Annotated in this window: 12 protein-coding genes and 1 pseudogene; 6 read left to right on the forward strand and 7 right to left on the reverse strand. The window is 49.7% G+C overall.

The genetic code is table 11. The features are described from left to right. Nucleotides 1-150: 150 nt before the first annotated feature. On the forward strand, nt 151-1,113 hold the full coding sequence (locus tag HU738_RS17435) for a pPIWI-associating nuclease domain-containing protein (RefSeq protein WP_186603663.1): 963 nt from the start codon (nt 151-153) through the stop codon (nt 1,111-1,113). 265 nt (nt 1,114-1,378) lie between these two features. On the opposite strand, the gene HU738_RS17440 is transcribed toward HU738_RS17435, so the two are convergent. Next, entirely contained in the window at nt 1,379-1,783 is a 405-nt protein-coding gene (locus HU738_RS17440) for a hypothetical protein (RefSeq protein ID WP_186603664.1), read from the reverse strand. Between the two features lie 217 nt (nt 1,784-2,000). On the opposite strand from HU738_RS17440, the gene HU738_RS17445 reads away from it, so the two are divergent. Together HU738_RS17445 and HU738_RS17450 are read left to right on the forward strand one after the other, a co-directional pair. Next, complete coding sequence (locus HU738_RS17445) at nt 2,001-2,210, forward strand: hypothetical protein (protein WP_137137463.1); 210 nt, start codon at nt 2,001-2,003, stop codon at nt 2,208-2,210. A gap of 165 nt (nt 2,211-2,375) precedes the next feature. Further along, a complete protein-coding gene (locus HU738_RS17450; RefSeq protein WP_186603665.1) occupies nt 2,376-2,585 on the forward strand; it encodes a hypothetical protein in 210 nt (69 codons plus the stop codon). A 204-nt stretch (nt 2,586-2,789) separates the two neighbouring features. On the opposite strand, the gene HU738_RS17455 is transcribed toward HU738_RS17450, so the two are convergent. Continuing rightward, entirely contained in the window at nt 2,790-3,122 is a 333-nt protein-coding gene (locus tag HU738_RS17455) for a DUF7693 family protein (protein ID WP_186603666.1), read from the reverse strand. Between the two features lie 638 nt (nt 3,123-3,760). Between HU738_RS17455 and HU738_RS26035 the strand changes: the two are divergent. Then, nucleotides 3,761-4,003, forward strand: a pseudogene (locus tag HU738_RS26035) (serine/threonine protein phosphatase); the annotation flags it as partial. A gap of 204 nt (nt 4,004-4,207) precedes the next feature. On the opposite strand, the gene HU738_RS17460 reads toward HU738_RS26035, so the two are convergent. The 3 genes from HU738_RS17460 to HU738_RS17470 are packed head-to-tail and all read right to left on the reverse strand — an operon-like array spanning nt 4,208 to nt 8,734. Further along, nucleotides 4,208-6,601, reverse strand: coding sequence for an AAA family ATPase (locus tag HU738_RS17460; RefSeq protein WP_186603667.1), 2,394 nt, complete (start codon nt 6,599-6,601; stop codon nt 4,208-4,210). Continuing rightward, complete coding sequence (locus HU738_RS17465) at nt 6,598-7,302, reverse strand: ABC-three component system middle component 1 (protein ID WP_186603668.1); 705 nt, start codon at nt 7,300-7,302, stop codon at nt 6,598-6,600. Before HU738_RS17465 ends, HU738_RS17460 begins: the two co-directional genes overlap by 4 nt. Before the next feature lie 25 nt (nt 7,303-7,327). After that, on the reverse strand, nt 7,328-8,734 hold the full coding sequence (locus HU738_RS17470) for an ABC-three component system protein (RefSeq protein ID WP_186603669.1): 1,407 nt from the start codon (nt 8,732-8,734) through the stop codon (nt 7,328-7,330). Between the two features lie 766 nt (nt 8,735-9,500). On the opposite strand from HU738_RS17470, the gene HU738_RS17475 reads away from it, so the two are divergent. Next, on the forward strand, nt 9,501-9,752 hold the full coding sequence (locus HU738_RS17475; protein ID WP_186603670.1) for a hypothetical protein: 252 nt from the start codon (nt 9,501-9,503) through the stop codon (nt 9,750-9,752). Between the two features lie 100 nt (nt 9,753-9,852). Here HU738_RS17475 and HU738_RS17480 read toward each other — a convergent pair whose 3' ends face one another. Both HU738_RS17480 and HU738_RS17485 read right to left on the reverse strand, forming a co-directional pair. Further along, a complete protein-coding gene (locus HU738_RS17480; RefSeq protein WP_186603671.1) occupies nt 9,853-10,791 on the reverse strand; it encodes a hypothetical protein in 939 nt (312 codons plus the stop codon). Between the two features lie 124 nt (nt 10,792-10,915). Further along, nucleotides 10,916-11,713 carry a hypothetical protein gene (locus HU738_RS17485; RefSeq protein ID WP_186603672.1) on the reverse strand — a complete coding sequence of 266 codons (798 nt, stop codon included), beginning with the start codon at nt 11,711-11,713 and terminating at the stop codon, nt 10,916-10,918. A 455-nt stretch (nt 11,714-12,168) separates the two neighbouring features. Here HU738_RS17485 and HU738_RS17490 point away from each other — a divergent pair, with 455 nt between their 5' ends. After that, nucleotides 12,169-12,612 (forward strand): hypothetical protein, encoded by a 444-nt coding sequence (locus HU738_RS17490; RefSeq protein ID WP_186603673.1) that lies wholly within the window; start codon nt 12,169-12,171, stop codon nt 12,610-12,612. The last annotated feature ends 188 nt before the right edge of the window (nt 12,613-12,800 follow it).

Consider the following 12,800-nt stretch of genomic DNA (forward strand, 5'->3'; position numbering starts at 1 on the left):
TTGCAAGCGGAGCACCTGTATCAGACCGTCATTGACTGTCAATTTCATGTGTCCGGTCAACTGGATGAGTCAATCCGCTCACCAGGTATCTCTTGTGGATGTAAGGAAGCTAAACTCCCTAGCATCCGAAATTGACATTACTAAAGAACAATGCAAATCGCCGAACTAGGCGTTCCAAGGGAAAAAATGGACAATCGAATCGCTCAGTTGGTGAAGGATAGCTACTTCGAGTCGAGGCTGTATGAAGCCGCAGTGCGAAATCTGCAAGATACAGAGAATAGGCTTCGCTTCAACAATTTCGCCTACGCCATGCGAGAGCTCAGCCGGCACTTTCTCAAACGTTTGGCTCCCGATGATCAGGTAGTCAAATGCACTTGGTACAAGAATGTGACTGGTGAGGTAGGCAAACTCGCCCGGTCTGAGCGAGCATCCTTCGCTGTTCACGGAGGCTTGGCAGAAGATTTCGTTCGGAAGAAGCTAAAAATCGACCTTAAGTCGATGAACAAGCGACTGAAGGAAACGATTGATGCGCTGAGCAAATACACACACATTGAGGAAAATGTTTTCAATCTGTCACCTTCGGATATTGATCACCTTGTCGCTGAAACGACCGAGACTTTCGCCGAATTTTTCGAGACCATCAAGCGATGCCGAGATGAGATTGCCAACGAGCTGAACGAAGCGATTGGCAGGGCAGCGTTTCAAGAAATCATCATGAATGCAGTGCCCGGCATGGATGAGTTGTCAACTCATCAGTATGTAGACGATATTTATATCGATGATGCTGAGGTCACGGCGATTGATTGCAAGACTGTTTACGTTAAGGTGAGTGGCACGCTCTATGTGGAATTGCAATACGGATCGGGTTCCGATGTCAGAAAGGGGGAGGGAACTACGATCGACGACTCCTTCCCGTTCGCCTGCAAAATGACATGTCCTACTTCAGATCCCAGCGGAAAGACGCTGCAGCTTCAAGGACGATTGAAGGCAAATTTCGACAGTTTCTATGGCTTGGATTACCAACATGACGAGCCAGAGCAAGAGGAAGACCCTTTTGACGAGTCTTCACGAGCGCAGAGATCCTCTTCTACGGACGAAGATGCACTGGCGTGATCTGTCCCACTTTAGCGAAGGAGTCGGATGATGCAGAGCAGCTTCCAGCTGCTCGATTGTGAGTAGCTGCTGCAAAGGTAGTTATTGGGAGAGGGACTAGTTATGTTGGAGCAACCAGTCTGGACTATAGCTGTCACAAGGCAGTCAACACCCCTTATACGACCTGGTACCACTCCCTTAAAGATGCGGGTTAAATCGATCCTGAGGGCAGCAGGTTGGGAAGCCTAGTCACGCCCAAAGGCTACTCCACTCGTGAGAGCGGAATTTATGCTGCTGGAGAAGCCAGCCCGAGTTCGCCCAAAGCTTTCAGACCGTCAGTGTCCACGACTCGAGCGATATCCGCAGGTGTCCAGGTCGAAATCTCTTGCCTGAAAATCTCGCTCGAGCGGAAAGGCATTGTCGACATAGCGTCGAGCATTCCAACTCTTGGGTTTTGATAGCGATCGATGTCATCTAGCTGCAGAAAATAGCAGTCGGCGTACTCAGAGAAGACCAGCTTAGCTGAGGCACGGAGGCGCAGGTGCTCGCGCAGCAACTCGAGGGCAAAACCTGGGCCTCGGACAGTTTCGGCTGCGATGATCATCCGATTCGGACACAGAGGCAGGTCATGTCGAGGTGCACCTGAGAAGGCCTCGCCGCGATCGATTTCGTCTACCCCAGTCTTTTCCATTTCACCGTTACCTGAATGAGTTGCGTCGTGCTCTCTGACTATCGAGCAGGGTACACGGGATCGGCTAGCATCGCCTATCCCCGAAGGGGCTAAGGGTCACGAACGCTAGATTTGGCCATGAGCATCATTGCGTTCCCGATCTGAGCCTGCGATGACCTTTGGAGGAGCGGGGTGTACCGTAATAGGCTCGACTGACCAACAAGCCAAAGGCCCGGGAATGAAAAGAACACTGCTGGGCATGGCGGAAGCAGGAGAGCCGCTACTGAAGCAAGCGCTTGAGGCAATGAGAGCGTACAACGAAGCGGTGGCCCAGGGTCGATCCGATGCTGAGCTTGAGCGCCTTCGCATCGAGGCAGATCACTTGTTCCAGACCGTGGTCGACTATCAACTGCACAAAGCCGGTACCTTGGGTGAGTCGGTACATTAGATTGATGTGTGCCATCGCCAGACCGCTCATCCGCAGGGAGGCTGCTTTCGGGGCTGTCCTCAATGAGTTCTCACCTGCGCGACAGAGTTCGAAACCGATACCGCAGACGCTGACGTATTCGAGGCTAAGATTAAGCTGGTGGTTAAGACCTTTGGAGTTACCAACATGGTGAAGGATCTCAACAGCGTTTTGCTTCCTGACCATCCGATGTACACGGATGCCGTGGAGGCTATGAAACGCTATCACCAGGCGCAAGCCGACGGTGTCAGTGGGGCGGAGCTCGAGCGCTTGCGGCTGCTGGCTGAGCATAGTTTTCAGGCAGTTACTGACTATCAGTCGCGCGTGCTTGGCGGCCCATCCGAGACCAGCCATTAGCTGCTACCTCCGCGACTAGGCCTTGGAGCGCCGCTTGGAAGAGGGGGTCGTTCTGGGGGCGAGTCATTTTGCAGGGGGAAATTAAGTGTGTGATTGCGGGCGGAGCGCGCCAGCGTAACGGATGGAAGCCCGAAGGGCCGAGACGTCGCAAGGCGATGGCTCGGTTCACGACAGCCGGGCCTGTTAGGGCACGCCATCAACGCTCTACAAGGCTTTCAACATGAGCTCCAGTGTCTGATGCTCCCAAGTCGATAGCAGAGCAACCGGATCTGTCCGGTCACCAGGATCGAAATCCCAGCGCTGCCCATCCGGGCTAACACACCGCTCGCAATAGTCCAGCTCATCACAGTCGTTGTAGATCGTGATCCGCCATCCCTCAACATCGATCTCGAAATGGCAGGCGTACACCTGCTCCCAGGACTGGCTGCCAATTTTGGTCATTGTCCGGCGCCCGAGCACCGCCTCTCGCAACACCTGGCAGACGTCCCGCGCAGTCAACGCGCCTGATGGTACGTCGTGCTGGTTATGTTCAGTCATACGCTGCCTGTATCTCTCTGTGATCAGCCATCGATATTACCCTGTGCGAAAGGTGCTCCGGAAAGCACGCAGGGTCGGGGAGGTTGGTTGTTGCAGTGAAAGCAAGAGGCTGGAGTACAAATCTTCCTGTGGTGAAGGCGCTCAACAAGCGACAGGCTGCAATGGGGTTATCCGATTGCGGCGTAGTCCTGGCCGGTGCACTGGCAGAAGGAGTCAGGAAATCACACGGCTCTACGTCGTTTCGAAATCAACCATAAACTAGGTTCTCAGATGAGAAAGCTTCGTAAACCGCTCTCCAGTCATCGAGCAGTTGAGAGCGTTCCTGCCGCTATGCCAAGCAGTGTGTCGAAGGCCATGCAGACTGAATTTGAATTGGCGATCACTGCTTATCTTTCATCGGCCTCCTACGGGTGGGGGAGATCTATCTGAAGGGTTGGTGTTTGGAGATCGGGAGAAGCGATTCGATGACGGCAGATCCTATCTGCACCTCATTCATCATGGGCACCAGAGAGATGCAGGGTTACGTGGTTGTGCAGACGCTAAATAGCCGGTACGTCGTGTGCGACTGGGCTGGTGATGGGGGTAGGCGAGGCTCCAAGGCTACACAGAGAAGCGTGTTGATAGTCTGATATGCATGCACCGCCACGGTCACCCACCACTGTCCCGTTAAGCAGGTAGCTGGTGATGGGTATGAAGGTCACCTCGGGGCTGCTTACTTCAATCAATGGCACGCCCTGGTTGCCCAGGCAGATGTCTGGATTTCTGGGCATACCCATCTCGCTTTCGAAACTGTTGTCCTGGGCTGCCGGGTCATTTCGAACCCGCGTGGTTATCCAGGAGAGCACACAGGGTTCGTTGATGATTTCATGATCGTGATTTGAAAGAGAGGTCACTAGGCCTGCCAAAAGTGTCTTCGACCGCTTGGCGCTAAGCGCTAAGCGGTCTTTTTTGTGGAAGCGATGGGAGAGCTATTCTTCACCGATCCTTAGAAGCGTACACCGGGCTCCTTCACCAACGTACTCGAAGGTCGACTTGCAGGGTATGGTCAACCACTGGCCCACCATACGCTCTCTCAAAGCTGTTGATTACCCAGCAGCTGGAGCGTCAGATGCCACTACGCCTCGATACACATAGCTATTCGCAGGTACATATTCCTTCCGCTGCATCAGGTTAATGATTTTTACCTTTCCGCTATGCTTGATGTACTTGTAGGTGAAATACCGCGCAACTTTATCTTCATGGGTGGACAAGATAACTTGTTTGTCGCTGAAGTCGTTGCGTAGCAACTCCACTAACGACGACATGTTGATGTCGTCCATGGTCTGAACAGGGTCATCAATAAGAATCGTAGAAAACTTCTTGGAGTACACCCTGTTCAAGGCCAGCGTTAATGATATTACAACTGCTGAAATCTGCCCGGAGCTCATGGTATTCATGATGTCATGATCTGTCTTCCAGTCAGATACCAAGCGCACATTTCTCAGAACTTCTTCGCCCAGTGGATCTTTGATGAAGACCCCTTGGCCTAGGCCTGCCTGATGGCTTTGCAGGATTTTGCCGGAATAGATATAAAAAGGAATTTCGATATCGGTAATGAGTTTCTTTCGATACATCCCGATTTGAGTATTGACGATGGTGATGAGGTCTCCCGTGTCGCTAAGAGCTTTTTCCAGAAAAGAATTCTGTTTCTGAAGTTTGTTGAATTCAGAAATGACTTCAGTCAGCGAACTAAAATATTGAGACCGGATGAAGCGTTCTTTCTGATCCAGTGTTGATGCTTCAAACTTACGAAGTTTGTCTGATTCGTTTTTGAAGTAGTCAGAATAGATCCTTTCGTAGACATCTTCTCCGAACGACTCATAATAGCCTTCTGGTGGTGTTCCGATTCGCGCACGTATGCGCTCGCAGAGAATGTCAGCGTTCTCCGAAATGAAGGCTTCACCACCTTTTACTGGAAAGGTGGTAGCTAATAGATCTTGGTCGAGTATGCCTTCGTTTCCTAACCATGTTCGCAAACGCTCTAGGCGCGTCTTCGCAGCGACTGCTTTTGCGAGTATAGACAAATCTGTTTGTGAAGGTGATTCCTGTTCGTCAAGGAAGCTATTACATGCCTTGATCAGTGGAGTCAGATGATTGGTCTCGAATGCTTCTCGCGCAGCCAATAGTGCACGGTCTTGGTCACCCAATTCGGCACGCAATAGGTGACCATGATCCGCGATTGCCTTCGTCAGGGCTTCATGGGTTTTATGGTCATGCCCGCATAGCCCGCACGCACTCTCGGTAGGCATCATGTCAATTCGTTGATGCATAGCATTGTGATGCTTGAGTAGCTCTGAGTAGATGGAACTCAAGCCTTGCGATTTTTCGATGAGTTCCAATATGTCGGCTATGTTTTTGGTGAAAATCGTTGGTTCGCCAAGCCCGAGAATGCTATAAAGCTGGGTGGTGTCGAGGTTGCGATCGATAAGTTTTAGGTCGCCTTCAGCCAGTATATCCTTGGATCTACTGACTACCTGGTACTTTCGATGGTTGGTTTCTAATTGCTCATGGTTTGCGATTGTGTTCGCATAGCCAATATGGAGTTCGATTATGTCCCTTTGGTCTATTGCTAGATTGTAATGCCTGGATCTTAAAAAGAAATTTTGATGAGTGTTGAGCGCACGGATTTTCGCCAGCTCATTTAGCGCCTTGTTCAACCGATCTTCGTTCAGATGGGAAATAGTAGGTTGATCCCAGAACGGAGACTCGGCATCGGAAAGCCAAGGCAGAGTATAGGTATGTTGCTCAATCTCACTGGTCGATAAGGTGTTGATATCTTCAAGATTGTGAAAGTTTTTGATGTCTTCGATTTTTGCACTGATGTTTCTTTTGCTCGCAAACAGTCTTCTTTTAACATCTGTGAGTTTTTGAAGATTTTGATCGGCCTCTACTGTGTCGCCAAAAAGTTTAGATAACTCTTCAGCGCGGCGCTGTTCATTGTTAGATTTGAGGAAGCGGGAGGTATCTTCCTGTTCAATGTAATGGAAGAGCAAAAAATCCCGGGAAAATTCTTTGCTGTTAAAGAACTGGTTGAGCGTGTCTTCGGTTACAGGCACGGCTTGACCCTCTAAAAGCTCGTGGAGCTCCCATAGGTCGGAGAAGTTTCCGATACGCCTTGCCGCATTTACTATCGTGTGCTTTAGTTTGCGTTGAAAGACTCGCTTGTTGGAGTCTTTATCTTTGAATTCAATAATTATCTCTACATCTTTTCCGCCGTTGTGGGCTACTACAATGTCCGCCGGGTTTTGACGACTTTCCAGGACGATTAGCCTCCGGATGTCGCCGGTAAGCGCGAGCTCAATGGCGTCGAACACCGAGGTTTTTCCGTAGCCGTTCGGGCCGTCCAACAGTACGAGACGACTGTCCTCAAAGCTTATGGTGTATGGCTCCCCGCCATATACTTTGAAGTTTCTAAGCGTGAGCTTGCTCAGCGTAATCATGCTTTATCCCACCAGATAGACTCAACATGCGCCAGGATGTTTTCATCCGACCATTCAACTGAAAGGATCTTATGAAAGATTTCGGTAAGTTGATTTGGTATGGCGTCATTGATTTGTAGGGAGAGGTTTTCTAGCTTCTGTTCCTGAGGGCTGTATGTTAAGAAAGGAAGCTTCAGAACTATTCTTATGGTGAGGTCGTATAGTGGGTTTCTGGTGCGGATTTGGTGCTTGAAGTCTAGGAAGTCCTTACCGTTATTTGAATTTAAAATTTCATTAATTACGTTATTGTGAATGGCGGAAATGGTGTTGCCCGTAAGATGTCTGTTGATAGCTGCCAGCTCTGCTGGCGTGTATGTGATGACATTTTTTTTGAAATTGTATGGGTCTTCCTCAATGGCGAGCACCATGCCGTGATCAAGATTTTTAGACTCAAGGCAAATCAGCATGGTGCAGTTTTTTTCGAAATAGCGCTCTACTTTATCAGATTTCTGGATCTCCTCGAAAATCGCTTGAGCTTTGTCATCAAGAAAGGATTTAAGGGTTTCGCTGCTAGGTGAGCTTATTTCGAGAGTGAGGAAGTACTCTTCTCTGCGTTGATTTTGTGACTTGAAGAGGGAAAGAGGGAATTCCTCATTGGTAAAATCAATATCCACTAGGACGAAGCCATTGCTTGTCATAATGTTGTTAAGGATTGTGATCATTTAGCAAGCGCGTCCTGTGCATTCTCTAGGGGAGGAGGATGATCGTCGGCAAAATTTCAATCTGCTTGGAGCGAGGATCTGCGGCTGTTGAAGGAGGAGCGTCAGTAATTTTTCCCTTGTCCGGTGAGAATGGATGGACTACGTTGCCAGAATAGATGAGGTTCTGAACCTCATACAGTAATTCGCTGAGGCATGGATTGGCGTTTAGTTGTCTGACCGTTTGGCTGAGCTTTGCACTATTTGTAATGGTGGTTGGAAGGTAGTTCTGACGTGGGATTGCAGAGCTTTTATATGAAAATCTATAAAGGTTTGCATCCTGAGACAGCCGAGAAAAGTTAATTTCATGGAATATCTTCAGTAGGAAAAAACGAATCCCATCATCGTTGCTACTGAATGCATTGTCAGTGTTGTTGTCGCTGGCTAGGTCTATCTGAGGCGAAAAATGCCTATAGTGCTCCCATAACTCAAGAGGTGGAAGAGACAGCAACAGTTTTTGCACTGCTTTGAGATTGCACGGTTCCGAGGATTCTAGCTGTGGGTAGTCATCCTCGTCCCCGAGGTACTCATCCATCAAGCGTGAAAACCGATCTTTGAATCGGCAAGCCAAATAATGCTTCCCTACATCCTCATGGTCAAAGCTCAAGGCGCTAATGATTTCCAAAAACGTGATCGGCTTTGCTGTTGCTGCTGTCTTATTTTTATGTCGCTCGATGATGTATTCGTCGATGATGCCAAGGAAATAGTCGAACGCTTTGTCGAGTTGCTCGTCCGTTATCGGTATCTTGCGAGCGGCGAGCGCAACAGAAAGCTGTTCCTTTATTTTTGTGTTTATGTCCTTGAGGTCACAGAACGCTTTGTTGTCGTGGTAAACGTAGCAAGCTATTCGATTCAGTGCGTCATTTTTGACGCTGATAATTTCGTTTACGATGGTGGCCAGTTCGTCGGCGGTTTTGCCAGGGAGTGCTGCTTTTAAAATTGCAGCCTTCTTCTTAAGTTTGCTTTCGTCGCTCGCCGCCTTTTCCAAGATGGTGTTGCCGGCTTTGGCTTCCGCATCTTGATATTCTTTGAGTACGATAGCGAAATCGTTCTTAATTGATTCCAGGAGACCTTTGCAGTCAGGCCTGTCATTGACCTTTTTCCACGTATGGAGGTAACCCTTAACATTCGGTCGTTTGTATAACTCGATGGTCAGTCCGAATAGTGCGTCAGAGTACTCTTCAAACGTGCTTGAGTTATAGGCTTTTACTTGGTGGAATGAAGTCGGCGAGCCACTGACGATGATTTCAAAATCTTCATTGGCCTCAAGCATTAGATTGGTTGTCGAGAAATCGAACTCAACCGGCTGAGCATTTATTAACGTCAATGCATGATGTAAAGCGACCTTACCCTGGTAGTTGAAACCACTCCAGGAGGGTGAAGCATCGAAAGCCATTGGACAATCTCCAGCACCATCACCTAAAAATTTGCGTGGGTCAGCGCGGCCAATTGAACAATGCAGCGTCTCCCTACGCAGCCCGAGATGTTAAGTGAAATGTCTGGCCATGTGCCATCTTTCCGAAGAACGGTCGTTTGGGCGGGGGTAATGCCCTAAGGTAGCGCTGGTCTAGTGGAGATCGCGGGCCATCGTATAGCGGGGCTGGGTGGCACCTTGGAGTCGCAAGTCTGGCTACCCGGTAGCTCTGATACTGGCATCCAAAACTATGGGGACTTGCTCGAGCGCCGGGCGTTCAGACCTCAGCACCAAGACATCGTAGCGACGAAGAAGCAGCACGCGCGTTCTGCAATCTACCCAGACGACTACTTCTCGCTCGCGATGGAGAAGGCGGACATCCTAGTCACTCATGAGGCTCCTAGCTGCCACCCGCACGGTTATTCAGAGATCGATGAGCTCGCCCAGGCAATGGGCGCAAAAATGGTCGTGCATGGACATCATCATGATTGCCTAGATTACAGGTCTGATTGGCCGAAGCTTGGTTTTGAGGCTCATAGCGTAGCGTTCAGATCAATCATGGCCATCGACGGCTCAGTCATCAGCTGAGGTTGAGTGTCTGCACGGTGTCGCAAGCTACTTGGTCATAACCATCGACGCTACGGGCTCGAAGAGGCCGGCTGAATCGTCGCTTGGTCTTCTATCCTGAGCTTGTAGGGTAGGGGGCGAGCAGTTGCGTCAGGTGATAGTTGCCGAGCGGGGTGAGCACATGAAGGTCGGTGAGTTGGTTCAGTTGCTGCAAGCCTTCGATCCTGAAATGAAAGTGCTGATGACACGTTCAGATACGGGCCTGGAGGACGTTGTCGCTTGTTATGACGACCTGGTTTGCCAAGGGCGCGTGGCCGGGTATGACCAGCTCGATGAGTACGTTCTGTCAAAGGGCGCTGACGCAACCACTGCTGAGGCAGTGATCGTGATTGACATGTGCGAGCGCCTAGAAGACTGGCAGAACAAGCAGTGAGCGCTACACAACTGGACGGTGTGGTGTACTTGCGAACGGCCTAAAAGCGAAGCCCTGCTGATGCAGGGCTCGTTTTAAATCCGGAGTCTCCTTTGTGTCATTAATCCACGTCATCGGGCTTCGGATAAAAATACCTTTGGGTGAAATTATAATTTTTGTGCCCAAGATTGGTAGGCACCATGTATACCCTGGCTAACCAGTCTTTTTTCCCAGATTGGCGGATAATCCAGGGCACGACCAAGCTGGGAAGAATGCCGGATTTAAGTGCCCATGACGCGCAGATACTACGAAGCTCGAATACAGACATAGGGGAGTGCTGGATACTATCTGAGGCGAAAAGAAAGTCTTCAGGAGACAGGTTGGCGAGCTCAATATGTCTGCTGATCGCGCCAGGATTTGGGATAAGATGTCGAGCTCTCCAGCCCGCCCCCCTTTTCTTATCAGCTTCGATAAAAATTCCATCGGTTGTGATGAGGATCTGCTTCACCTTTGCTGGCAAAAAATCTGTTGGCCGCAGCCCAGACAACAGGCAGCCTAACAGCGCCTGATCTCGGGGACTACACGAGGATGCGACGGCCGAAGTTATTTGCTGAAGTTGTTGAGAGGTCAGCTGACGATCTGCTGAGAATTGTTTCCGCTCCGACTTATCGGCTGCGCGTACAGCCGGAGCAATCTGAGATGGATCAATTGGAGAAGACTTGAACGCGCGGAGACGATTGACCGGTAGGGCGTTGACGATTCGTTCCCAGTCAGTTTGATTGGTAGCAAGCCACTCGTCTGGCTGGAGCTCAGCTTTGATCGCTGTGAGAATGCCGTGCCGGACTTCAGTTTCGGTCGGACAATCTTTTTCACGAGGCCCTCGCCTAGAGGATTGGTAGAGATCATGGTAATTGAGATAACCCAAACCCTTAGAAATTATTTCACGAGCAAAAGAGGGTGAAATAGTTCTGGGGCCGCACCATGTGTTTTGCAGGATGGATACAAGATTGCTAAAGCCGAATTTTGGATAAGTATCATTTGGGTAAATAGGTACGCGCATGGAAGTTCTCCATTAGGCAAGGTAGTGGTGGCAGCGTCTAGGGATAGGTTCGGGATAGTTTGTATTTCTGCGCTGAAGGTGTCTCGTAAAATCGGAGAAGAGTTTCAAAAAGGCTAGCGGTAGATCAATGCAAAGCGATAAAGCCATTGGGCTCAAAGAATGCATAAATTACATCCTCTGCAGCTCCCCATTCCTGCCAGGCGATCTCTAGGCCTTGACCTGCCCGTAGCCAACTATCGATTGATACACATTTTGTTGATAAAACAAAGTCCCGGCTCTCTTTTGCGGTTAGATGTAACTCGCTCAAGCTGCCGCCGGGACGTTGGTTAAGTAACCCAGCCATGAAGGTGCAGATTACGACAGCTTCCACTTTGCCCTGCCTCTGGCTTTTTCGATTCAAGTGCTTTGCTAATAATGTGCAAAATTCCGTCATGTCCGCCACGCTCAATAATGGTTTAAGAGCGCTGAGGTCTACCACTATTGCTTTATCAGGCTCATTGCAGCCAAAATGAGAGTTGTAAATTTCGATCTCGTGCTTTGAAGGTTTGCACAAGAGATATTGCTCATCGCAGTTAGGTTGTGGTTCGTTCAACACGCGAGTAATGCTTTCAGAGGTCAGGGCGCCTAATGAGATGTACACGGTTAGTGCGGAGCTTAAGATTTTGACTGCGTCTTCAGTGTTTAACCCTATTTCTAGGTTGAGAAAGCCTTTGAAGGCTAGCAGTGTGGAGTGCTTACAAGGCGTTAATGGTTTGTTTGCGCCAAAAGCCACCTTCAGAAAAGCGACGTGTACTGCGTAGCTGTTGATCAGTTCGACTTCCTGCTCGGCTGTGGGGTTGCCGCATAGGTTCAAAAAACCCTGGCGTTTAGCTCCAGTATGTCTAAACGAGTTGCGCAACTTTATTTGTTCCAATGTAATCATGTACGCGATTCCCTGAAGATAACCGAGTGGAGTCTAAAGCACTGGTGGTTGTAGGTGCTTAGCTGGTCTTTGTCACGGCTGGCCGTTTGATGATGAGTGACTTCCAGACTGTAGAATTTTCTATCGGAAAAGCAAGTTGCGCGGTCGATGTCATCTTTTCATCTTGGAGGGCCCTGCAGTTGATAGTTGTCAATACATATATATTGTTTATAAATTTTATGTTTAAAATCAATTGGTTGTGAAAGTAGCTGGTCGGCTTTTAACCGCCTGTTTTCGGCAGGGTGTAGGAGGAGTTTTGCCAAGTTTACCGATGAGTGGTCGTGTCCCGGTGGGCCCGGTCTTTGAGGAGTGTTGTAGAAGTCTCTGCTTGGCTTACATTCCACCCGCTCATCTTACCGGTCAATTAGACGCACATGGCTTACACTGATTTTTCGACCATTAGCGGAGTCTTGGCCATGCCTCAATCGCCGTATGAAATTCATCGGGATATCCTCCTAGACGGTAAGTATGGTACTGCCTACCTCCTTCAGGATTTCGTGCTGCACCAGTACGACAGTGACCTGTACCCCTTCGATGCTAGCCGGCATCTCGGAGGCTTCGATACCCGTCATCTACAGATCTATAAGGATCTCAAGCGGTTCTACTGGGATAACGGCCCAAGCACGGCGCAATTGGAAATTACCCGTACGCTCATCGCCAGGCGCACTGCCGAAGCCCAGGAAAATTTTGACGAGCTGACCGTCCTCAGAGCGATGAGGCCAGAGGATTATCCAGCTGAAGGCGGTGAGCGACCTGTTGATGGCTATCGCTCTGCGGTAAAAGCGTGTGAGATGCACCATCGGCGCTATGCAGAAATGGGGTTTGAGATTTTTAGGGCATCGCCCGAACTCAAGATCTGAGACCCCAAGTCCTGTCTTTTCAGATTGAGTTAACTGAGGTGACTGCATACAAAGCTAGGAAGATGAGCAGCTTAAGGGCGCCCAGTTAATGCTGGTTAAAGCGCCCTGCATGCTTAGAGGGTGGAACTAGAACAGTCGGAGCCGGCTGCCATCGATGCTCCCGCAGGGCTATAGCTTTGGTTGCCGAG

Origin of the sequence: Pseudomonas vlassakiae (assembly GCF_014269035.2) — a bacterium.
Classification (GTDB): Bacteria; Pseudomonadota; Gammaproteobacteria; order Pseudomonadales; family Pseudomonadaceae; genus Aquipseudomonas; species Aquipseudomonas vlassakiae.

Excerpts from the sequence above, each read along its gene's own strand:
- HU738_RS17435 (WP_186603663.1), top strand. The coding sequence starts at position 151 with ATGCAAATCGCCGAACTAGGCGTTCCAAGGGAAAAAATGGACAATCGA.
- HU738_RS17440 (WP_186603664.1), bottom strand. The coding sequence starts at position 1,783 with ATGGAAAAGACTGGGGTAGACGAAATCGATCGCGGCGAGGCCTTCTCA.
- HU738_RS17445 (WP_137137463.1), top strand. The coding sequence starts at position 2,001 with ATGAAAAGAACACTGCTGGGCATGGCGGAAGCAGGAGAGCCGCTACTG.
- HU738_RS17450 (WP_186603665.1), top strand. The coding sequence starts at position 2,376 with ATGGTGAAGGATCTCAACAGCGTTTTGCTTCCTGACCATCCGATGTAC.
- HU738_RS17455 (WP_186603666.1), bottom strand. The coding sequence starts at position 3,122 with ATGACTGAACATAACCAGCACGACGTACCATCAGGCGCGTTGACTGCG.
- HU738_RS17460 (WP_186603667.1), bottom strand. The coding sequence starts at position 6,601 with ATGATTACGCTGAGCAAGCTCACGCTTAGAAACTTCAAAGTATATGGC.
- HU738_RS17465 (WP_186603668.1), bottom strand. The coding sequence starts at position 7,302 with ATGATCACAATCCTTAACAACATTATGACAAGCAATGGCTTCGTCCTA.
- HU738_RS17470 (WP_186603669.1), bottom strand. The coding sequence starts at position 8,734 with ATGGCTTTCGATGCTTCACCCTCCTGGAGTGGTTTCAACTACCAGGGT.
- HU738_RS17475 (WP_186603670.1), top strand. The coding sequence starts at position 9,501 with ATGAAGGTCGGTGAGTTGGTTCAGTTGCTGCAAGCCTTCGATCCTGAA.
- HU738_RS17480 (WP_186603671.1), bottom strand. The coding sequence starts at position 10,791 with ATGCGCGTACCTATTTACCCAAATGATACTTATCCAAAATTCGGCTTT.
- HU738_RS17485 (WP_186603672.1), bottom strand. The coding sequence starts at position 11,713 with ATGATTACATTGGAACAAATAAAGTTGCGCAACTCGTTTAGACATACT.
- HU738_RS17490 (WP_186603673.1), top strand. The coding sequence starts at position 12,169 with ATGCCTCAATCGCCGTATGAAATTCATCGGGATATCCTCCTAGACGGT.